Origin of the sequence: Nodosilinea sp. AN01ver1, from assembly GCF_050565655.1 — a bacterium.
Taxonomy (GTDB): Bacteria; Cyanobacteriota; Cyanobacteriia; order Phormidesmidales; family Phormidesmidaceae; genus Nodosilinea.
Genome location: NZ_JBNXVS010000046.1, coordinates 1 through 22,736 on the forward strand (window position 1 = coordinate 1; position 22,736 = coordinate 22,736).

The following is a 22,736-nucleotide window of genomic DNA, read 5'->3' on the forward strand; positions in this document are numbered from 1 at the left end:
ATGGTCGGGCTATCGTTCGCAATCGCCACCCGGTATTCGCACTTTGAGCCAAGGACTCAAGAAATTTGAGGCCATATTTGAGGGATGGTCAATAGCTCAGGACTCATTTGTGTGTACTTAGTAGCCCCCAGGGAGAGGGATTTAGGGTGAGGGTCTCTCAAACCTAGTGGTTACGGCTGCTGGCGGCATCTTCTAGCTGCCGCATGACAGCATCTAGATTGAACGCAGCTGGCTTTTGCCGGGGCGGAAACTTCATAAACCCTTCAATTTGCTGCGCCACCAGCCCCTGCATGCCGTACATCAGGTAGGCATGGGAAATCAGCCAGTCCCAATAGGTATTGGAATTCTCATCCGCTCGCTCAAAGGGGTCGCGGCGCAGGTTAAACATTTTGGGTGCCCGCAGTGGCACCAGGGGCTCAAACCAGCACTGCAGCTGCTTGGCCCGCTGTTCCATCAGCACCAGCTTCCAGTCTTCATGGCGAATGGCGATCAGCTCACCGTCGTCGCTGAAGTAAAAGAGGGATTTTCGGGGGCTCTCCTTCACCTCACCCCGGAGGTAGGGCAGCATGTTGAAGCCGTCAATGTGGACCCTATAGGTGCGATCGCCGATGGTGTGCCCCTGCAACAGCTTCTCCTTGATCTCCGGTTCGCCCGCCGCCGCCAGCAGCGTGGGCAGCCAGTCTTGGTGAGAAACGATACCGTTGACCACCGACCCCGCCAAGAACTGTCCGGGCCAGCGGATGAATGCTGGCACCCGCCAGCCGCCCTCCCAGTTGGTGTTTTTCTCGCTGCGGAAGGGGGTAATGCCCGCGTCGGGCCAGGTGTTGTAGTGAACGCCGTTGTCGGTGGAGTACATGACGATGGTGTCGTCTGCAATGCCCAGGGCATCCAGCTTGTTGAGCATTTGGCCAATTAACTCGTCGTGGGCCACCATCACATCGTTGTAGTCGCCCTGACCGCTCTTGCCCTTGTGCTTGTCGGGGCAGTGGGTGCGAAAGTGCATGGCGGCGGTGTTGTACCACAGAAAGAACGGTTGATCCTGCTGATGGCAGCGGTCCATGAAGTGGAGGGCGTGCTCGGTCACCTCTTCGTCGATGGTTTCCATCCGCTTTTTAGTCAGGGGGCCAGTGTCTTCCACCCGTTGCCCCCCCTGGCCGTCGGCCCAGCTGTGGAGCACGCCGCGAGGGCCATAGCGCTGTTTAAAGGCGGGGTCTTTAGGGTAGTCGGGATGTTCGGGCTCTTCTTCGGCGTTGAGGTGGTAGAGGTTGCCAAAGAACTCGTCGAAGCCGTGCATGGTGGGCAGAAACTCGTCCTTGTCGCCCAGGTGGTTTTTGCCAAACTGGCCTGTGGCGTAGCCCAGGGGCTTGAGCAGTTCGGCGATCGTCGGGTCTTCCTGGCGCAGGCCGAGATCGGCACCGGGCATGCCCACCTTGGTTAGCCCGGTGCGAATGGGGTTTTGCCCGGTAATAAAGGCGGCGCGGCCAGCGGTGCAGCTCTGCTGGCCGTAGTAGTCGGTGAAAGCGACCCCTTCGTTGGCGACGCGATCGATATTGGGGGTGCGGTAGCCCATCTGGCCTCGGCTGTTGTAGCTGATGTTCCACCAGCCGATGTCGTCGCCCCAGAGAATGAGAATGTTGGGTTTACCGTTGGGCATGGGTTTTATCCTTTTAGTAAATTTTGAAAGATAGGGGCTGCTCTGCCATTGAGCGCGATCGCAGCGATGTCAGATGCAGAATGCAGATGCAGCGCACAGGCCAATATAGGGATCTTGCCTAGTCGTGAATATCCAAAAGTTCCAATCTGCCGTTCTTCACGAAGCGCAATCCTAAGCTGTGGCCATCGCGGCTAGGAGCCTCGGGCTCAAAACCGAAATAAGACGCTCAGGTAGGGGCCATGACTGGTGAGATCGATCGCCCTGGCTCCGCTATTGCCGGAGTAGTTCAGGTAGTTGACCTGGTAGCCTGCATTGAGAGAGGTATTGCCCGAAAATAGCCACTCCAGCGCCGCCAGACCCGTCCACGAAAACGCATTGCCCAGGCTAAGTTCATAACAGTGCTTTCGCTCTCAGGCCAGGGCTGGTTCATTTTTGCCAGAGAAATCTTGGGCGTTGCTGAATTGAGGCATGAATCTGGGTAGGGGCAAACGACCGTTTGCCCCTACGAGAGGCATTAAAGGGTTGATTCATACCCATATGTTCAGCAATCCCAAAACTTGAAAGACGCTGGTCGCTATTGCAGGCGTCGCACCCCTTCCTGAAAGCCCTTGTCGTAATCAGTGGTGGCCCGAAAGTTGTCGTAGGGTAGACCATTGAGGGCATCCTGAAGTCCGCGAAAAAATTCATCTTCGGGGGATGCGGGTCGCTGGCGTTCAGCCTCTGTGGCGCGCTGCTCCGCCTCAGTCGCTCTGCGGTTGGAATTGATCACGGCACTGGTTCCGGCAGCGGCCCCAACCCCTAGCAAAAAGTTGCCAAAGCTGGCCTGTGCTACCTTGGCCGTTGGTAGCAGGGCTGCGATCGCGGCAAAGACAGACAACCCAATAGCGATTGACCGTTTGATCATTTCGTCCTCGTTAGTTCACGCTTTACAGTTCAAATCATTACCATCCTAGAAACCCTATTTGGGCATTAATTCTGGGCAGGACGGGCCGAAATCCAGCCATCGACCGTCGCAGAGGTGACTAACACCTGACCATCGACTCGACCTAGGCGAAGCACAGTCTGACTAGCTGCTATCCATGTTTCCCCCGTGGATGTTTCAAAGTTTTCGAGCTGATAGATTTTTGCGAGGCCAAAATTATCGTCAATGATGTCGATCGTCACGTAATTTTTCAGGCTCTCCCGACGCTGAACCTGGCTAAAAGATTGCTCCAGCATTTGGCGATGGGCCTCTACTCCGTCTAGGTGGGTGGTAATTGTAGAGACACCATTGCCAGACTCAGCCGTGACGACCGTCACCGCAAAGGGGGCGATTAGCGCAAGCGTTCCCTCCACATCTCTATTGTTTCGTGCTGCCTGTAATCGATCAATAACAGCCTGAATATCTGCCTCTGTCAGCGGGGCAGCAGACTGTGCGATGGCCATTGGCGGGGCAGCGGCGATCGCCTTTGCGGCGAAGGGAACCGCCGCTGCTGTCAGACAAAATGCCAGGGCAAAACCGGCAAGAAGCTTTGACTTAATACTCATAGTCTTCATTAAAGAAACGAAGCTTTTTAAAAAAGCACCTCTAGATCTACGGCAGCGGCATTGGAATAACGGCATCTTAGGTATTAGCCATTGCTGCTATTGTGGTTATACAAAACAAAAATAGGATTGATGTATGAAATACAAAAGTTAATCCATTTTGCGACACCTATTGACCACCTCTATTCCTGGTCGCAACAGACTTAAGGATAGGACATGGAAAGCCCTATCTTTAGGGTATTCAATAGTAGGGCGTTGACCCATTGATCCTCATCTTCTGAGGAATTCAGCTAGAGGATTTCACGATATTTTTACCTGCCACTAGCCAAATTCTCTTTGGTATGGAATCGGTAAAGTCTGCTGCTTTATCGATGCGATCGCGCCTCAGCCAGGGCGTGAACACAAGAGACTTGAAAACACCATTTTTCTCTGGTCTATGCCCCTATGGTGGTGGCCTGACACACAAAGACACAGCATCCTATTAAAAGGTAATCGACTCTCCCGCCAGGGAATATCCCAAAATTCCAACTTTCGTCCCAGATTGAGCTGGAGGCCAATGGTTTTCGCCAGGATGGTTTTGAATCGGGATTTTGCGAATCGGATTCGGTTTAAGTTTTGCGTCAGCCTCGGTTGGGGCAGCGGCGATCGCCCTTAAAATATGGCCATCGCTACAACGGTTAGGACGTTTTCGTAGGTAGCCTATGGGCGATGGCTATACGCCAGTTCGCTGTCCCAGGCTTGGCTACAGGCAGTCAGCAATGTCCTAAGCGAACTGGCCAGCGCTATACAAGCAATTTTACTCAAAGCGTTCGCTACAACCTGCGCTTAGGAGGGTGCTATGCCTCAACCCTTGGCTACCAAACCCGTTTCCCTGAAAGACCTCTGGGAGTCGCGGCCCGCCGTTCCCACAGCAGCGACCTTCGATGCGGCTATCTTCGAATCTTTGCCACCCCCGGCCCAGCGCTACCTGAGCTGGGCGATTGCTCCCGATACTCCCCTGGCCTCAGCGGTGCGCTTGCAGATGCACGGCACCATTAAGCTGGGCAACCAGTGGCATCGCTTCTCCGGCGAAGAGGTGATTCGCTGGCAGCGGGGCATGGTCTGGCGGGCCACCACCTGGATGCAGGGGCTGCCCATCTTGGGGGCCGATCGCCTGGTAGATGGCGGCGGCGAAATGCGCTGGAAGCTGCTGGGCCTGCTGCCCATCGTGCAGGCCAGTGGGGAGGATGTGGCGCGATCGGAGGCGGGGCGCGCCCAGGGCGAGGCGGTGTGGCTGCCCTCGGTACTCTGTCAGCCAGAGATAACTTGGACGGCGCTAAACGACGTCCAGGTGCAGGCCGACTTCACCGCTTTTGGCGAACCCGCCCACCTGACGCTGACCCTGGATGATCGAGGGGCGATTCAGCAGGTTGCCCTCCCGCGCTGGGGCAATCCCGAGGGGGGCGACTACCACTACGGCACCTTTGGCGTTGTTGCCGAAGCCAGCGGCACCTTTGAGGGCTACACCATCCCTACTCGCATTCGGGCGGGGTGGTTCTTTGGCAGCGACCGCTTTGAGCGCGAGGGCGAATTTTTCCGCTGCACCATTGACCGCGCCCGCTACCGCTGATACCCAGCCGGTGGAAGAGGCGGCGCTGCGGCCTAAGTCTGCCGAGGCGCTGGGGCTGGGGGCAGGACGGCCCGACCTGGTGGTGCGGTTTGGGCGGGGCCAGAGATGCCCCGATCGCCCCGGCGACCCGTTGAGGCGGTGCTGATGTGAGCCATTAAACTCGGCTACCTGGATGGCGTAGCCCGCTGCATCCAGAGGGGATAGCCGTTGGCGTCACGCAGCTGCAAAACGCGATCGCCCTGCGTTACCTCAGAGGCCATGACCACCGACTGCCCCTGCCAATCGCTGCGGTAGCCTTTTACTGCAATGGGGCGGTTGGGGACGATGTCGAACCCTTGATCTGCTAAATACCAGGCTGGCCCCAGGTGCACCGCCAGGGTTTCCTGGGCGGTTTGCAGGGTCAGAAACATGCCCTGGTGGCCGCCGTAGCGATTTACGGCAGTGGCCGTACCTTGCAGCGTGACTAAATCATCGGCATCAAACATACCGCCGTTGATGCAGGGCATTCCGCCGCCGCCTGGCCCCATGGGGCCGCCCCTTTGCCAGCGCTCACCCATCATCTGGCGACCCATAGGCCACCAGCCGGTCTGGTTTTGGGCCTGCAGGGGCGTAGCGGTCAAGACGAACGTGGCGATACCGGCACCAGCCAGGGCCGAAAGCGCGATTGAAACAAGCTTCGTGGCCATAGAAAAGCCCTCCTTGGGATGGCTAAACCTCACCGACGGCAACCCACTCAGCGGCTTAACCTGAAGGAGCAATAGAAGAACGATTTGCTACTTATTCAAGCCCCAAAACTGTCCTTGGCGGCTCTGCGATGCGATCGCAAAAGGCAGCGGATCACCGTATACCTCTAGCATAGGCAGGTTGTTTGGAGGGTGTTGTTAGCTTGTAACAAAAGGATGAACAACGATACACCAGGGCCGCTAAATACAAGTTGGCGACAAGAGCGATCGCCCAATCCAAAATGCTACTAGTTCGCTCAAGCAATCGCTCACAAATTCCTCATAATTAAGGTTTAGTTTGGTTAGCCAATAGCTTTTATAGCGATGTCCCCACTATCGCTATATTCGTCGTTGTCATGGTTTATGAGATAAACCCAAGGAGCATCATCCGGCTGTGGTTTCTTCAATTATGGTTCAGAGCCGACCGTAATCTATCAACAATAAATATTAAGTCTGAGTGCCTCCGCTCTTAAAAAGCCCGATGATTTGTAGGTGCGAGGTTCGGTACTTTGCCTAGCATTTCAGGCTCTCAGGCGAAGCCACGAACACCAACATCGATTCGCTTCCCACACCTCAAGGGGGCTTAGCAATGGTATCGACCCACCGTCCGATCTGGACCCTGCCCATTGAGGCGGTCTACCCCGCCCTGGGTACAAACCCTCAGGGTCTAGAGGCGTTTGAAGCCCAGGAGCGTTTCCAGCGATTTGGGGCAAACGAGCTGCCCGAACCACCCCGGCGACCGCTGTGGCTGCGCTTTACCGATCAGCTCACCCACTTTATGGCTCTGCTGCTGTGGGTAGCGGGCATTTTGGCCTTTATCTCCCACACGGCGGCCCTGGGCTGGGCGATCTGGGCGGTGATCTGGATCAACGCAGTCTTTAGCTTTTGGCAGGAGTTTCGGGCCGAGCAGGCGCTGGCGGCGTTGAAGAATGTGCTGCCGAGCCAGGTGCAGGTCTATCGGGACGGCGCGTTGACGCAGATTCCGGCGCGGGAGCTGGTGCGGGGGGATGTGGTGCAGCTGGAGGAGGGCGATCGCGTCTCTGCCGATGCCCGTCTGGTTAGCGCAGAGAGCCTGTACCTGGATGTGTCGGTGCTGACGGGAGAATCTCTGCCCGTCGTCCGCAACCCCCACCCGGTACGCCAGCGGGAAAGCCTCGCGGTGCGCAGCGGCAAACCCCTGGAGCGGCAGGGCGAGCAGCCCCAGCACGACAAGGTAAACCCGGCGGAAATCAGCAATCTGGTGCTGGCAGGGGCCACCGTTTCGTCAGGACGGGGCACGGCGGTGGTCTACGCTACGGGCACCCAGACGGAGTTTGGCCAGGTGGCCCACCTCACCACCGAGGTGAAGCGGGAGCCCAGCACCCTAGAGGTGCAGGTCAGCCATATTGTCCGGGTGATTACCGCGATCGCCCTCAGTATGGGAGTCCTGATTTTTGCGCTGACGTCTGTGCTGGTGGGCATGGAGGTCAAAGAGAGCTTCATTTTTGCGATCGGCATTATCGTCGCCCTGGTGCCCGAAGGACTGCTGCCCACGGTGACGCTCTCGCTGGCGATCGGCGTCAAGCGCATGGTGCGGCACAACGCCCTGGTGCGGCGGCTCTCAGCGGTAGAAACCCTGAGCGCCGTGAATGTAATTTGCACCGACAAAACCGGCACCCTGACCAAAAACGAAATGACCGTGCGCTATCTCTGGCTGCCGCCAGTGGCGGGCGACCTGCCCCCTGCCGAGCCCGGTCTGCCCGCAGGGCACATCGCCGTGACCGGGGCAGGCTACGACCCGACGGCGGGGCAGGTGCATCTGTCCGACAATTCGCCCCTGGCCTGGAAAGCGCACCTGCTGCTGAGCGGGGCGGCGCTGTGCTCCAACGCGCGGCTGATGCACCTGACGGCCCCCAACCGCTGGCAGGAGATGGGCGACCCCACCGAAGCGGCCCTGATTGTGGCGGCGGCCAAAGCCGGACTCAACGTCGAAGCGCTACAGCAGCGCTATCCCCGGCAGCGAGAAATCCCCTTTGACTCGCGTCGCCGCATGATGACAGTGGTGCTCGACTGGCGCGACGACCTCTGGCCCCAGACCTTTCCGCAACATTCCGAACAGGTCGCCTTTACGAAGGGCGCGCCGCTGGAAGTGGTGCGCCACTGCCAGAGCATTTTGCGGGATGGCGCGATCGCCGCCTTGCAGCACGCCGATTGGGAAACCGTGGTCGCCGCCAACGATGCCCTGGCTCGCCAGGGCTTTCGGGTGCTGGGGCTGGCGGTGCGTCCCGGTGGCGCTGATCTCCAGGCAATGAAAGCCCAGGATCTGGAGCAAGACCTGACCTTCCTGGGGCTGGTGGCGATGTTCGACCCGCCCCGACCCGAGGTGCCCGAGGCGATCGCCCAGTGCCACCAGGCGGGCATTCGCGTGACGATGGTGACGGGGGATTACGGCCTGACCGCAGAGGCGATCGCCCAGCAGATTGGCCTGCTCGACAACAGCTTTACCCCCCATGAGCAGGTGCGGGTGGTCACGGGCGACAGCATGGATCACCTCTCGGACGCCCAGCTGCAGCAAATGCTGAAATACCGCTCCAAACTGGTGTTTGCCCGCATGTCGCCGGAGCACAAGCTGCGGCTGGTGCAGGCCTATAAAGCCGTGGGCGCGATCGTCGCCGTGACGGGCGACGGCGTCAACGATGCCCCGGCCCTGCGGTCATCGCACATTGGCGTGGCCATGGGGCTGAACGGCACTGATGTGGCCCGCGAAGCCGCCGACATTGTGCTGACTGACGACAACTTTGCCACCATTGTGGGCGCGATCGAGCAGGGCCGCACCGTCTATCAAAATATCCGTAAGTTCATCACCTACATCCTTGCCTCCAACGTGGCGGAGCTGGTGCCCTTCCTGCTGATGGTGGCGCTGAAAATTCCCCCGGCGCTGGTGATTATGCAAATCCTGGCGATCGATTTGGGCACCGACATGGTGCCCGCCCTCGCCCTCGGGGCCGAAGCCGCCGAACCGGGCATCATGCAACAGCCGCCCCGCTCACACACCCATCCCCTGATGGATCGGGCGTTGCTATTGCGGGCCTACTGCTGGCTGGGTCTGCTGGAGGCGGTGCTGGGGATGGCCGCTTTTTTCTGGGTCTGGCGCAGCCACGGTTACGGCCTGGCCGAGATTCAGGCGGTGACGCCCGCCCTGCTGACCCACTCGGCCACGGCCCCGGTGCTGCTGATCTACGCCCAGGCGACAACGCTAACCCTGGCGGCGATCGTCGCCTGTCAGGATGGCAACGTGTTTGCCTGCCGCTCGGAGAAAGCCTCGATCTGGCGGTTGGGCTGGTTTACAAACCCGCTGATCTGGTTTGGCATGCTGATTGAGTGGACGCTGATCATCGCCATTATCCAGATTCCCTTCCTCCGCACTATCTTTTCTACCACGCCGCTGAATCCGGCCCAGTGGGTGCTGCTGCTAGTGTGTCCGCCCTTCATTTTGGGGGCTGAGGAAATCCGAAAAGCGATCGTTCACAGGTTTTCCCGCTCAGCGCACCAAAACCTCACCCGCAAACGCTTTCGGGTTCTACCATAACGCGGCCTCGGCGTTGCTGAATTAAGAGATGAATCTTGGCGGGACTGGCACATCATCGAACTTGAGGTAGTGAAGTAACAGCCGAACAGAGTGAGCCAGCATGTCTACGGACTTGGAGTAGCAGAGCATTTTGCGATGCAGACGGGCTAGATAGTGCCGTAGTCGAGTGTTTTCTCCCTCGACCCGAGTCATATAGGTTTTGCTGACGATTTGATCACCCGCTGGAATAAAGCTGGGGTACACCTTCCACCCATCAGTAACATACTTTGAGCATATTCCATCTCATAAATGCCCCCTCTGAGCCTGTGACCTCGGCCAGTTGGGCCGGTTGCCATAAAATAATGCTGGTCTGAAGCAGCGACAGCCTCACCGTGTAGTTAAGAGTTAAGGGAGAATGCTGTGGAGGCTGCGAGATGTTGTGGGTTTTTTCAATGTATAGCGAATGAGGGATGAAACAACTGCTGCGACTGCTTACGCTAATAGACTGATGCTCCTATCAGTTGACGCAAAAGCAGTGATTTTATGACTGAGAATCAACAGAACAACCCCGACAACACTCAATCCACTGATGATGAAACGTTCGATCCCCGTGATTTAGTTACCAAGGGCGGCTACGACAAAGACCCCCGGGAAATTATTGAAAATCCTGCTGTCACCCCTCAAATGCTCGGCGATCGCGGCCACGAAGGCGTAGGCATGGATCAAACCGATAACCAAGATCCTGAGTAATTGCATTGCGAGCCTGTCAGACTAGCGGCGGCAGCGGATGCCCGAATGCGCCAATGCTCTCGATAAAGAACAGACCTGCATCCGCTGCACCGTCAGGCCACCAGCATGATCGGGCTATCTTTGCCGTTGAGAAAGCGGGTTTCGATATCAGCGGCTGGCAGGGGTTTAGAAAATAAATAGCCCTGCCCCAGTTCACAGTTGAGCTGCTGCAATCGCGCCAGCTGGGGCTGGGTCTCGATGCCTTCGGCGGTGACGGTCAGGCCCAGCTGCTGGCCCAGGGCAATAATGGTGTCAACGACCTTGTATTTAGAGGTCAAAATTTGAATTTGGCTGGTAAACGAACGATCGATTTTGAGGTCGTTGACCATAAATCGATGCAGGTAGCCCAGGGAAGAATAGCCCGTGCCAAAGTCATCGATGCTGATCTGAATCTGCCGCGATCGCAGGGCCTCCACCAGACCAATAGCGGTTTCAGCATTGTCCATAATGGCGCTCTCGGTAATTTCCAGCTTGAGGCAGGCGGGGTTGATGCCGGTAGTCGCGAGAATCTGATCAATATCGTCGAGCAGAGTGGGGCAGGCAAACTGTCGCACCGATAGGTTGACGCTCATGATCAAATGGGTCCAGCCCTGCTGCTGCCAGCGGTACAGCTGTTGACAGGCCTGCTTGAGAATGAGCAGACCCACCGGCACCACCAGCCCGGTAGTTTCCATCAGCGGAATAAACTCGCCGGGAGCGACCAGGCCTCGGCTGGGATGCTGCCAGCGCACCAGCGCCTCTAGACCAGCAATTTTGAGAGTTTTGAGGTGGACAATGGGCTGGTAGTGCACCACAAATTCCTGGCGATCGAGGGCAAGCTTGAGATCGTTTTCAAGGGCCAGGCGATGCACCATGGTTTGGTGCATTTGCGGGTCAAAGAATTGGTAGCTGCCGGTCCCCTGCTGCTTGGCCCGGTACATAGCAATGCCAGCATCCTGAAGCAGCTGTTCGGGGCAGACGTAGTTGCTGTGGCCGAGTACAATCCCCAGACAGGCCGTGACAAAAAGATCCAGCCCTGACACGGTAAAGGGGGTTTTAAAGCTGTCTAGTATTGTTTGGATCAGCGATTCGATCCGCTCCAGATCGCTGGTTTGCCGCAGCAGAATGCAGAACTCGTTGCCCCCCAGGCAGGCCAGCAGACCGTCGCTGGGTATCAGCTGCTGAAGCCGCGCCGCGATCGCCTTGAGCAGCTGGTTGCTCAGGGTGTAGCCAAAGGAGCCGTTGATCAGCTTGAACTGGTCGCAGTCGAGATGAATCACCGCAAAAGCCGAGCTTTTGGCCTGCAGCAGCTCAGACAACGTCTGGATCAGGGCGGCGCGGCTGGGCAACTGGGTTAAGGCATCTTGAGCAATGATCGCCTGGAGCTGGGCCGTGCGCTCTCGCACCTTGGCTTCGAGCTGGGTATTAAAGGTTTCGAGCTGCCGATACTGCTCTCGCAGCAGCAGCATTGACTGCACCCTGGCAATTAGCTCTAGCCGGTTGATCGGTTTGCTAATAAAGTCGTTGGCCCCGGCGCTAAAACAGCGGGCCAGGTCCTGTTTTTCGCTCAGAGCCGTCACCATAATCACTGGTAGGGTAGCCCAGGTGCACGAAGACCTGATCCGATGGCAAACCTCAAATCCGTCGAGGCCAGGCATCATCACGTCGAGCAAAACCAGGTCGGGCTCCAGGGTATCGAGGGCGGCGATCGCCGCGGCCCCGGTGCTGACATAGTGCAGCTGATAGCCCTGGGCGTCGAGCAGAGCCTCAATGACATCAAAGTTATTGGGGTCGTCGTCAACGATCAAGATAGAGGCGGGTGGCATAGGTCTGCTGGTAGGTTAAAGAGTGGAGGGCGCAACCGGGTTGAGCAGGTGCTGAATAGTGGTGGCTAGCTGCTTGAGCTTCAGCGGTTTGCTCAGGCACTGGTTGGCCCCGGCTTTCAGGCAGCGATCGCCATCGCTCGCCAGCCCAGTGAGCGCAACAAGCGGGCGATCGGCCAGGGGCGGATCGTCGCGGATGCGGCGAATCGTCTCCAGGCCGTCTCCCCCCGATCGCTGCATTCCCACTACAATCAGATCGGGATTTTCGGCCTGGGCCATGGCGATCGCCGCTTCGCCGTGGCTGGCTACCAGCAGGCGGTAGCCCTTGGCGGTTAGGTAGTTGACCACGGTGCTGATCGTGGCCTGCTGATCTTCAACGAGCAAAATTAGGGGCCATGGCTGAGTCGGGTCGACGGCGGTGGAACTATCGGTGAGCGCGGCGGCAGGCGGGCTAACGGGTCGTACCCCTGCCGGGTCGTAGGGCAGGTCGATGGTAAAACAGCTGCCGACGCCGACCTCACTGGTCAACCCCACCTGGCCGCCGTGCAGCTCGGTGATCTGCTTTACCAGAGTGAGGCCCAGCCCCGTGCCCTGGTACTGGCGGTTGAGAGCGCTGTCGATTTGAATGAAGGGTTGAAACAGCTTTTGCCGGTCGTCAGGGGTGATCCCAATGCCCGTATCTCTAACCGTAAAGCGCATCACGGCCTGGGTTTCGTTGCCGATGGGGCGCAGCTCTGGCGTGACCATGAGGCTGACGCGGCCCCCCTCGGGGGTAAATTTAACCGCATTAGTAAGCAGATTGATCAAAATCTGGCGCACGCGACGCTCATCAACCACCAGGTCAGGCAGATGGGGGGGAATGCAGTCCAGCAGCTGAATGCGTTTTTTGTGGGCCTGCTGCTGCACGAAGGTGAGGCTCGACTGGCACAGGGGAGCGATCGCCGTAGGGGTCAGGTGTAGGGTAATCTGGCCCGACTCAATTTTGGCCACGTCGAGAATGTCGTTGATCAGCGCCAGCAGGTGGGAGGCACTGGTCTCAACCGTATTAAGGGCCTTGAGCTGGCGATCGTTGATAGCGCCAAACACCTGCTCTTGCAGCCCCTCGGTCATGCCCAAAATGGCGTTGAGCGGCGTGCGGAGTTCGTGGCTCATGTTGGCCAAAAACTCGTCCTTGAGGCGGGTGGCGCGCAGCAGTTCGGCGTTGGTCTGCCGCAGTTGCTCCTCGGCACATTTGCGAGCGGTGATATCCGCCAGGTAGCCAATGATTTCCTGGGGCTGGCCGCTGGCGTCATAAACCACGCGGGCCTCATCCTGCACCCACAGGTATTGGCCATCGCGGTGCCGAAAGCGATACTCCATGGCGTAGAAGCCGCGCTCGACAACGGCAGAAATGCCTGCCCAAAGGCTGTCGGCCTCGTCGGGATGGTAGTACTCGCGCCAGTCGGTAAAGTTGGCGATAAACGCCTCCGATTCGTAGCCCAAGATATCGGCCAGGTTTTGGCTGATAAATGTCGGTCTATAGTTGCCGCCGGGCTCAACGCTGTAGATGATGGCGGGGCTAGAGTCGAGCAAAAAGCCCAGGCGATCGCGCAGGCGCTGGTTTTCGGCTTCAATTCGCTGGCGTTCGCTGACGTCGCGAAAAATGCCCTGCACCACTCGACTAGTCCCCAAATCGATGGTCGTCGCGGTAATATCCACCGGAATGCGGCGGCCATCGGCGTGCAGAATGGGGATATTTGAGGCTTGAAAATGGGGGCGGTTGATAGATTCCTGAAAGAGGGCGATAAACTCGGCCCGGTGTTCTGGCGGATGCAGTTGGGACTGGTGCATCTGGGTCAGCTGGTCGCGGCAGCGGCCAAACAGCTCCTCCGTCCGGCGATTTACCTCCAGAATATGGCCCTCCATATCGGCCACCAGAATGGCGTCACTAGCGCCTTCCATCAGGCCCCGGTAGCGCACTTCGCGCTCTTGCAGGGCAGCGGTACGCTCGACCACCTGCCGCTCCAGCGACTGGTTGAGTTCCTGGAGCTGACGTTCAGCTCGGTCGCGTTCCCAGAGGGCCGCTTTTTGATCGCTAATGTCGCGCACCAGGGCCAGCACCTCGTCGTCCCGATAGGGCACTACGCGGACTTCTTCAATCTGTACTTTCTCTGCCGTAGACAGATCTTGCTCGTAAAACTGAATGGTTTGGGTAGCCAGGGCTTGGGCGATCGCATCGAGACGCTGCTGGGCCGCAACCGGGGGCAGCGACTCGTTCACATGGGTGCCGACCAACTCTGTTAAATTGCCTACTATATGAAACGTGGGGCTGGCGACAAACTCAAGGTAGATGCCGTCTTTGCTCAACCGCACCAGCAGATCGGGCAGGGCCTCGATCAGCGCCCGCTGGTGGGCCTCGCTCCGCTGGAGGGCTAGCTCGGTGCGTTTGCGTTCGGCATCGCTGCGCTTACGCTCGCTAATGTCGCGAATTAAAAACAGCACCTCGTCGTTGCTGCACCGCACCGCCCGCAGTTCTTCGTGCTGAAGGCGATCGCCCACCGGCAGCTGCTGCTCGTAGGTTTGTACTTCATGGGTGGCCAGGGCCTGCTGAATAGCCTGGAGCTTGAGTTCAGCCAGCTCGGCGGGAAAAATTTCTGACACGTGGCGGCCAATCCGGCGCTGCGAGGGGGCGATCGCATCCAAGGGGTGATTTTGACTCAGCACTTCGCGGTATCGACCATCAGCGCCGACTCGAATCAGCAGATCGGGCATAACCGAAAAGATGGCCCAGCTTTGGGCTTCGCGCTTAGCCAGCAAACGCTCGGCCTGAAGCCGATCCTGGGCAGAGGCAATGGTCTGGGCCAGCACCTGCACCATCTGCTGGATATGGTCATCCCACAGGGCGGGCCGACCCAGGGTGAGAAACCCTACGTAACCTATCACCTGAGTCTTTTGAAGCAGGGGCACAGACAGTACTGCCCCAACATTAAGCTCTTGCCAACTGATGCGATCGGTGGCGCAGTCGGCGGGTAGCGCCCCCACCTGGGGCACGTTGACCACCTCCTGTCGCAGCAGCGTCGCCGTCGCCCAGGGAAACGCCGCCGTAGAAATAGCATCGGGCAGCTGAATAGCGCCATTGGGGTGATGCCACTGGTGGGTAATTTGCATCGAGCCGCTCTCCAAAGGGGCCGCGGCTGTTAGGGCCACCACATAACCTTGGTCGGCCTGAATATAGGCCCCAATTTTCCCCAGGGCGCGGGTTACCTCGGCATCAAACTGGGCGGCCCTCACCTCTACAAAGCGATGGGTCACAGTCATCATCAGCTGGTTGAGGTCGCGCTGCCGGGTCACGGTCAGCTCGGCCTGTTTGCGATCGCGCCGATTTTGGGCGGCCCGCAGCTCCCGACGCAGGACCTCTGGCAGGCGAGCCAAACTGTCTTTCCTGATGTAGTCCTGGGCCCCGGCCTTCATCAGGGCTACGGCCTGCTGTTCGCCAAGCCCGCCAGAGACAACAATCAAGGGCACATCCAGCCCCTGCTCGCGCACGGTGGCCAGCGCCGTGGAAACCTCCAATGCGGGCGGGTTGTGGTCAGCAAGAATCGCATCCCAACGGCGCGTCGAGAGGATGGGTTCTAGGGCGGCCGTGGTCTGTACCCGCTCCCAGGTTACCGCCAGGCTATCCCTGCGCAAAGTCTCAACGATTAGCCGAGCGTCGTCTTCGCTCTCTTCAATAATTAGAACCGTCAAGACTTCAGCCATCTTGTCTCTAAAACACTTGCAGACAAACCCACCTGGAGCGGTAAACGGGTTACCCACACCTGGATATAGAGTACCCGCCCCCAGCCCGCAACCCCTGCAGGCCAGCAAAATTGGGGCTGTGGGTTGCGAATGCGGTCTTACCGGCGACGTTGGAAACTATAGGTTTCAATATCATCGGCGCTGCGGGGTTGGCTAAACAGGTACCCCTGCCCCAGTTGACAGCCCAAGTCTTGCAGTTGCTCAAGCTGTTGGCGAGTCTCAATGCCCTCGGCCACAACCGTTAACTCGAGCTGGTCGCCCAGCGAAATAATGGTGTTGACTATTCTAAAGTTGCGGCTGCTCTCGTGCATTTGGCTGACAAATGAGCGGTCGATTTTCAAGTCATTTAGCGGAAAGCGGTGGAGCGAACTCAGGGACGAATACCCGGTGCCAAAGTCATCGACGCTGATGTGGATTTGACGCGATCGCAGCTGAGCCATAATGTCGATGGCCGTCTCGACATTTTTGAGCAGGGCACTTTCGGTAATTTCTAGCTTGAGGTAGGCGGGGTTAACACCCGTTTCGGCCAAAACCCGGTCGATATCGGCTAGCAGGGTGGGCGAGGCAAACTGGCGCACCGACAGGTTGACGCTCATAGTGAGATCGGGGTGCCCCTGCTGGTGCCAGGCCAGCAGCTGCTCACAGGCCTGCTGCAAGACCGCAATACCCAGGGGCACAATCAGCCCGGTTTCTTCCATACAGGGAATAAATTCGTCGGGTGACACCAGGCCCCGACTGGGGTGCCGCCAGCGCACCAGCGCTTCAAACCCGCACAGGGCTTCGGTGTGCAGATTGACAATGGGCTGGTAGTAGGCGACAAACTCGTGATGATTGAGGGCACGCTGCAGATCGGTCTCCAGGGTCAGGCGCTCCAGCATGGCCACAGACATCTGGCGATCGAAGATTTGACAGCCGTTTTTGCCGCGCTGTTTAGCTTTATACATAGCCGTGTCTGCATCTTGCAGGGGCTCCTCGGCCTGTTGATAGGTGCGATCGCCCAGCGCAATACCGATGCAGGCGGTCATAAAGATCTCGCAATTACCCACCTCAAAAGCGCGGACAAAACTTTGCAGTATCGTTTCGATAAAGGGCTCAAGCGCCCTCTCGCTGTCGATCTGGCGCAGCAAAAAGCAAAATTCATCTTCCCCCACCCGCGCCAGTGTATCGCCGGGCCGCCGCAGCTGTTGCAGACGCTTGGCGATCGCCAGGAGCAGTTGATTGCCAACCCGATGGCCAAAGGCACTGTTGACCAGCTTGAACTGATCGCAGTCTAAATAGACCACCGCAAAGGAGAAGTAGTCAGCCTGCAGCATCTCGGCCAGCTGCTCGAGCAAAAAGGCACGGCTAGAGAGCCGGGTCAGGCCGTCCTGAGCGATCATCTCCTGGAGCTGGGCTGTGCGCTCTTGCACAGTTTTTTCGAGGCGACTGTTAAAGCTAGCCAAGGCTTGATACTGCCGACGAATGCGGAGCATAGACCGCACCCTGGCATTTAGCTCGAGCCTGGTGACGGGCTTGGCAATAAAATCATCGGCCCCGGCGGCAAAGCAGCGAGCTAAATCTGCCTTTTCGGTGAGCGAAGTCACCATAATAATCGGCAGCGCTTGCCACTGCGGCATCGCTTTGATACGCAGGCAGACCTCAAGCCCGCTCATGCCCGGCATCATCACATCGAGCAAAATCACATCGGGCTGAAACAACGCCAGCCAGTCAAGGGCAGCTGACCCACTGGCCGCATAGTGCAGCTGATAGGCCTGAGTTTCACCCAAAGCAGCTTCTTCTATGGACAGAAGGGTTTCAATCACTTCAAAGTTGTTGGGTTCATCGTCAACAACAAGAATAGAAAATGGTTGAGACGTAGCCATAGGAGCGTCAACTAAACTGCTTCAGCAATAGCACCTCAGCCGTCCAGCCGAGTGGTGATAAGTTGAGGGTCTATACAACTTCTGCATAGGCCATGGTTGGAAAATAGAGCCTCCAAAGGCCCCCTCTGGGCGTGGTTTGTTATAGTGAGCCACGCCCAGAGCGAGACTAAACGCCTCGCCTTTAAAGGCGCTACATTGCCCATCAATTGTTTGAGCACGATAGATCAAAACCATAGATAATCTCGGAGGATTTTTCGCCGATCAAAAAATACAGGGTTAGCCATTTTCGCTAGCAGTCCCTCTATATAGACGAGTAGACTTTACATCTTTAAAGTATGGGTAAAGTATGGGCCCTAGAGAACGTGGCTGTAAAAACGTCTTATTACTGAGGTTCTGGGAAAACTAGACTAAGGATAGATTTCCCATTGGCCAGCTGTATGAGCCACGCGTTTGTTAAAACTACCGCCGCTGTAGACCACACGATATCTGTCACCGATGTCGTGCGTTTGATGGGAAATAGCCAGCCGCAGCTTTCCTGTGTTTTTGTCGCTGACGGAGAAAAATTGGTCGGTAGTTTTGCCGAGGGCGCGCTGCTGCCGCTGGTGGCCCAGGGGCGATCGCTCGCCGAGTTGACCATGTCTGAGGTCATGCAGTCGCCAGCCATCGGCGTACGGCAGTCTGATCTGAGCGATATTTCAATTCTGGTACAGCTTTTACAGCAGTACGCCACCGACTGCCTGGCCGTGCTAGATGAGCAGGGGGCACTGGTGGGGGCGATTACCCGAGGAAGTTTGCAACCCCACTTAGGGGAGATGCTCCAGGCGCAGCAGGCCCAACTCACTCAGCAGCAGGAGCTAGCCACATCCCTGAGCCAAAGCATGGCCCAGTATCAGTCTTTGCTCCAGGCGCTGCCCGACTTGGTCATCCGCACCTCGGCGGAAGGGGTCTATCTCGACTGCGTGGGCTCTGCCGACTTTGAACTTTACTGCGGCGATGCCAACCTGGTGGGCAAACGGGGCGACGAAATCCTGCCCGCCGACTTAGCGGCCCAACGCCTGACGTACATTCAGCAGGCCCTGCAGACGGGAGAGCTGCAAATCTACGAGCAGCAGATTGTCATCAACGACAATCTGCGCACTGAGGAAGTCAGAATTAACCTCTGCGGCAAAGATGAAGTGCTGGTCATCGTGCGCGACATTACCGATCGCAAAACCCTAGAAGACACTAACCACGCCATCCTCGAAGCGATTCCCGATTTGCTGGTGCGCATCAATCGCCAGGGGGAATGTTTGGGCATGTTGAGTGGCGACTCGGTGAAGAGAGTGCTGCTGCCTCCCCCCGATTTTTCTAGCTACACCATCTACGACATACTGCCTCAAACTCTGGCCCAGCAGAAAGTCCAGATGGCCCAGCAGGCCCTCGACACGGGCACGGTTCAAATCTACGAGCAGCAGATTGAGATCGACGGCGAACTGTGCTGGGAGGAGGTGCGAGTTAGCCCCGTCAACCCGAATGAAGTGTTGTTTGTGATTCGCGACATCAGCGATCGCAAACGCAGTGAGGCCGAGCGCCAGCAGGCAGAACTCGCCCTCGCCCAGAGCGAGGCTACCCAGCGAGCCATCCTCGCCGCCATTCCCGATCTGCTGGTGCGGGTGAGCGCCGATGGGCGGTACCTCGATTTTATCGGCCCCGATCGCAGCTTTAATCTCTTTAATCCAGCCCTGGTCACTCCCAATGGATCGATCGCCAACCTGCTGCCGCCGGAGCTGGCCCAGCCTCAGCTGGCCGCCATTCGTCGAGCCTTAGAAACTCAGGAGCTCCAGGTTTACGAACAGCAGCTGCAGGTGGGCGGTCGACTTCGCCACGAAGAGGTGCGGGCCGTTGCGCTTGGCGACCATGAGGTGCTGCTGATGATTCGCGATATCAGCGAGCGCAAACAGGTCGAGGAAATGCTGCGTCAGAGCGAGGCCCAGAGCCGTGCCATCCTGTCCACCATTCCTGACTTAATGTTCCGCACCACGGCAGAGGGGGTCTATCTGGAGTACATCGCCAGTCGGCGCGTCACTGATTTGCTGCCCCCTACGGTGAACTCGGTGGGGCAGTCGATGGCGGATTTGCTGCCAACCGAGGTGGCCCAACGCCACCTCGCCGCCATTCGGCAAGCCTTAGATACCCGCAGCCTGCAAGTCTATGAGCAGCAGATTCAGCTTGGCGATCGCGTGCAGTACGAGGAAGTGCGGGTGATCGCCAGCGGCGACAACGAGGTGCTGTTTATGATCCGCGACATCAGCGAGCAGCAAGCCGCCCTGCGGGAACGCAAGCAGGTAGAAATTGCCCTTCAGGAGCTGAACCACGAGCTAGAGGCGCGGGTTGCCCAGCGCACGGCGGCGCTTCAGGAAAGCGAGGAGCGCTGGCAGCTCGCCCTTCAGGGGAGCAATGCCTCCCTCTGGGATTGGAATGTGAAAACCGGAAAAGTCTTTCGCACCCGGCGCTGGCACGAGCTGCGGGGGTTAGCGGAGGACGCAGTGAGCGACCATCCCGAAGCATGGTCCGATCGCATTCACCCCGATGACCGCGATCGCGTTCTGGCGGCGATGGCTGACCATCTAGCCCAAAAAACGGCCTTCTACCAGCAGGAATATCGCCTTCGCCATGAGGACGGTCACTACCTGTGGATCCTTGATCGGGGCCAGGCCGTCTGGGATAAGGTCGGTAACCCAACCCGCATCATTGGCTCTGAAATGGACATTACCCAGCGTAAAAAAGCCGAACTGGAGGCCCAAACCCTGAAACAGCAGCTGGAATTTGTGCTGTCCTCTAGCCCAGCGGCTATTTTTACCTGCCAGCTCGACGGGGCCACTACCTTCATGAGCGACAACATTGTTAACCTGAGCGGATACACGCCCGCAGAATTTTTGTCTCGCCCCAATTTTTGGACGATCCACCTTCATCCCGACGATGCCCCGCGCTTGTTAGCCGAGCTACCGGCCCTGTTTGAGCGGGGGGAGCACATCCATGAATATCGGTTTTTGCACAAAGCTGGCCACTACATCTGGGTACGCAACGAGCTGCGGCTGATTTGCGATGACCAGGGCACACCGGTCGAAATTGTCGGCTACTTTGCCGACATTGGCGATCGCAAAGCCATTGAGAACGAGCTGCGCCAGAGCGAAGCTGCCCTGGCAGAAGCTCAGCGCATGGTGCATTTGGGCAGTTGGGAAGTCGATGCCGCCACCCGCCAGCTGAGCTGGTCCGATGAAGTGTTCCGCTGCTTTGGGCTCGACCCCAGTCAGCACGAACCTGACTATGCAGAGCATTTCAATCTCATTCACCCAGAGGATCGCGATCGCCTAGAGCAGCATGTGGAGCGGGCCATACAGGAGGGCATCCCCTTTCAAATTGAGCTGCGGATTCTGCGGGTGGACGGTACCGTGGGCTATCTAGACGCGCGCGGGGAAGCCAAACGGGATGACCAGGGGCAAATTGCCAAAATCTTTGGAACGGCCCTAGACATTACGGAGCGTAAAGTTACCGAACTAGAGCGCCAAAACCTATCCAATCGTCTGGCCCTGGCCCTGAGTTCTGGCGCGATCGGCTGTTGGGATTGGGATATTCAGCAAAATACCATCCTCTGGGATGAGCGGATGTATGAGCTTTACGGAGCTTCTGCCGCTGATGTAGCCTCTTCTGTGCCCTACGAGATTTGGGCTAACAGCGTTCATCCTGACGATCGCCCAGCGACCGAAACCCTGCTGCAACAGGCCATGCTGGGGCGAGCCGTCTACGATCCTGAGTTTCGGGTGCTCCACGGTGACGGCAGCATCCACCACATCAAGGCCTACGGCATGGTGGTGCGCGACCCCCATGGCAACCCCAAAAGCATGATTGGGATCAACCTAGACATTAGCGATCGCAAGCGCAGCGAAGCCGAGCGCAAAGAGGCCGAAGATCGCCTACAGCAGATCAATGCACAGCTCCTCTTAACCAATGCCGAGCTCGATCGCGCCACCCGCCTCAAAGATGAGTTTCTCGCCAACATGAGCCACGAACTGCGCACCCCGCTCAATGCCATTTTGGGCCTGTCTGAGGGGCTCAAAGAACATGTTTTTGGCCGCTTAAGCGATCGTCAACGGCAGACCATAGAGACGATCGAGCACAGCGGCAATCATCTGCTCGATCTAATTAATGACATTCTCGAACTATCTAAAATTGAGGCCGGCAAACTTGAACTAGAGAAGGCATTAGTCAGTATTCATCATCTGTGCGAATCGAGCGTAACCTTTGTTCGACAGATGGCGCTTTCCAAAGATATCAATCTGAGCCTGGAGAGCGCGCAGGCTATGCCAGATATTTTGGTCGATGAACGGCGCATTCGACAGGTGCTGATCAATCTGCTCAGCAACGCGGTTAAATTTACGCCCGGCGGCGGGCAGGTCACCCTGCGGGCTCGCGTCGAACACAAAGACGGCATCAGCTACCTCCGATTGTCGGTCAGCGACACCGGCATTGGCATTGCCCCAGAGGATATCACCAAACTCTTTCAGCCCTTTGTGCAAATCGACAGTAGCCTAAACCGCCAGTACAACGGCACAGGTCTGGGTCTGGCTCTGGTCCGCAAGCTGGTTGAACTGCACGGGGGCATGGTGTCGGTCACCAGTGAGGTCAATCAGGGCAGCTGCTTCACCATCGATCTCCCCTACCCCACAGCGATCGCCGGTAGAGCGATCGCGCAACTGCAACCCAGCCACTCGTCACCCCTGTCTCCAGTGATGGTTATTCCCCCGCCCGACTCGGCTAATTCGGCAGACGAGATGCCGCTAATTTTGCTGGCCGAAGACAATGATATGAATATAGCGACGGTTTCTAGCTACCTCACAGCCCTGGGGTATCGCCTGATTTACGCCAAAAATGGCCAGGCAGCGGTCGAGGTGGCCCAAACTCAGGCCCCCGATCTGATCTTGATGGATATTCAAATGCCCGGCATGGACGGTCTAGAAGCCATGCAGCTCATTCGCAGCGATGCTCGCTGTGCCACTATTCCCATCGTTGCCCTAACCGCCTTGGTCATGCCCGGCGATCGCGAGCGGTGCCTGGCCGCAGGCGCAAATCACTACCTTTCAAAGCCCTTCAAAATGAAAGAACTGAAGGTTCTAATTCAGCAGCTCTTGAAGTTAGCCTGCGCCCAAAACTAGCCTGAGCTCAACAATAGCTGATGGGTTGCTTTGCCATAACCCAGGTGACTCTAGCGATACAACCGGGGAGCTTGCTCCGAAGCACTAGTTGAGAGAAGCCACAAGAAATCAAAAACCGTATTGTCATGTAGGTTTTTATACCAAATCCGACTTGTATACCTCCGAAATAGTGTAGGGTTGTGGAATGCCTAGACCCCTCCATCTGAACCCCATTTTTCAGCCGACGAGCTCAAAGCGCGTTATCGGGCTAGCGGTGAC

At 57.7% G+C, this 22,736-nt stretch carries 11 protein-coding genes and 2 pseudogenes; 5 read left to right on the forward strand and 8 right to left on the reverse strand.

The features are described 5' to 3' along the window. Nucleotides 1-163 precede the first annotated feature (163 nt). The 3 genes from ACQ4N7_RS24820 to ACQ4N7_RS24830 form a co-directional block, all read right to left on the reverse strand. Complete coding sequence (locus ACQ4N7_RS24820) at nucleotides 164-1,654, reverse strand: arylsulfatase (RefSeq protein ID WP_430714129.1); 1,491 nt, start codon at nucleotides 1,652-1,654, stop codon at nucleotides 164-166. A 574-nt stretch (nucleotides 1,655-2,228) separates the two neighbouring features. Next, nucleotides 2,229-2,558 (reverse strand): hypothetical protein, encoded by a 330-nt coding sequence (locus ACQ4N7_RS24825; protein WP_430714130.1) that lies wholly within the window; start codon nucleotides 2,556-2,558, stop codon nucleotides 2,229-2,231. 65 nt (nucleotides 2,559-2,623) lie between these two features. Continuing rightward, nucleotides 2,624-3,181 carry a hypothetical protein gene (locus ACQ4N7_RS24830; RefSeq protein WP_430714131.1) on the reverse strand — a complete coding sequence of 186 codons (558 nt, stop codon included), beginning with the start codon at nucleotides 3,179-3,181 and terminating at the stop codon, nucleotides 2,624-2,626. 835 nt (nucleotides 3,182-4,016) lie between these two features. Between ACQ4N7_RS24830 and ACQ4N7_RS24835 the strand changes: the two genes are divergently transcribed. Together ACQ4N7_RS24835 and ACQ4N7_RS24840 are read left to right on the forward strand one after the other, a co-directional pair. After that, complete coding sequence (locus tag ACQ4N7_RS24835) at nucleotides 4,017-4,787, forward strand: DUF6920 family protein (protein WP_430714132.1); 771 nt, start codon at nucleotides 4,017-4,019, stop codon at nucleotides 4,785-4,787. Between the two features lie 4 nt (nucleotides 4,788-4,791). Further along, a pseudogene (locus ACQ4N7_RS24840) lies at nucleotides 4,792-4,937 on the forward strand (Acg family FMN-binding oxidoreductase); the annotation flags it as partial. 14 nt (nucleotides 4,938-4,951) lie between these two features. Here the strand turns inward: ACQ4N7_RS24840 and ACQ4N7_RS24845 are convergent. Then, nucleotides 4,952-5,473 (reverse strand): hypothetical protein, encoded by a 522-nt coding sequence (locus tag ACQ4N7_RS24845; protein WP_430714133.1) that lies wholly within the window; start codon nucleotides 5,471-5,473, stop codon nucleotides 4,952-4,954. A gap of 625 nt (nucleotides 5,474-6,098) precedes the next feature. On the opposite strand from ACQ4N7_RS24845, the gene ACQ4N7_RS24850 reads away from it, so the two are divergent. Beyond that, the gene (locus ACQ4N7_RS24850; protein ID WP_430714134.1) at nucleotides 6,099-9,077 is read left to right on the forward strand and encodes a cation-translocating P-type ATPase; all 2,979 of its coding nucleotides are present in this window, start codon (nucleotides 6,099-6,101) and stop codon (nucleotides 9,075-9,077) included. A 21-nt stretch (nucleotides 9,078-9,098) separates the two neighbouring features. Here the strand turns inward: ACQ4N7_RS24850 and ACQ4N7_RS24855 are convergent. Then, nucleotides 9,099-9,350: pseudogene (locus ACQ4N7_RS24855) on the reverse strand (IS1 family transposase); the annotation flags it as partial. 249 nt (nucleotides 9,351-9,599) lie between these two features. Here ACQ4N7_RS24855 and ACQ4N7_RS24860 point away from each other — a divergent pair. Then, nucleotides 9,600-9,806 (forward strand): hypothetical protein, encoded by a 207-nt coding sequence (locus tag ACQ4N7_RS24860; protein ID WP_430714135.1) that lies wholly within the window; start codon nucleotides 9,600-9,602, stop codon nucleotides 9,804-9,806. 92 nt (nucleotides 9,807-9,898) lie between these two features. Here ACQ4N7_RS24860 and ACQ4N7_RS24865 read toward each other — a convergent pair whose 3' ends face one another. The 3 genes from ACQ4N7_RS24865 to ACQ4N7_RS24875 all read right to left on the reverse strand — a co-directional run bounded on the left by ACQ4N7_RS24865 (nucleotide 9,899) and on the right by ACQ4N7_RS24875 (nucleotide 17,286). Next, complete coding sequence (locus ACQ4N7_RS24865) at nucleotides 9,899-11,650, reverse strand: putative bifunctional diguanylate cyclase/phosphodiesterase (RefSeq protein ID WP_430714136.1); 1,752 nt, start codon at nucleotides 11,648-11,650, stop codon at nucleotides 9,899-9,901. Nucleotides 11,651-11,665: 15 nt separating this feature from the next. Next, nucleotides 11,666-15,385 carry a PAS domain S-box protein gene (locus ACQ4N7_RS24870; RefSeq protein ID WP_430714137.1) on the reverse strand — a complete coding sequence of 1,240 codons (3,720 nt, stop codon included), beginning with the start codon at nucleotides 15,383-15,385 and terminating at the stop codon, nucleotides 11,666-11,668. Nucleotides 15,386-15,522: 137 nt separating this feature from the next. After that, a complete protein-coding gene (locus ACQ4N7_RS24875) occupies nucleotides 15,523-17,286 on the reverse strand; it encodes a putative bifunctional diguanylate cyclase/phosphodiesterase (protein ID WP_430714138.1) in 1,764 nt (587 codons plus the stop codon). 437 nt (nucleotides 17,287-17,723) lie between these two features. Between ACQ4N7_RS24875 and ACQ4N7_RS24880 the strand changes: the two genes are divergently transcribed. Continuing rightward, on the forward strand, nucleotides 17,724-22,478 hold the full coding sequence (locus ACQ4N7_RS24880) for a PAS domain-containing protein (protein WP_430714139.1): 4,755 nt from the start codon (nucleotides 17,724-17,726) through the stop codon (nucleotides 22,476-22,478). The last annotated feature ends 258 nt before the right edge of the window (nucleotides 22,479-22,736 follow it).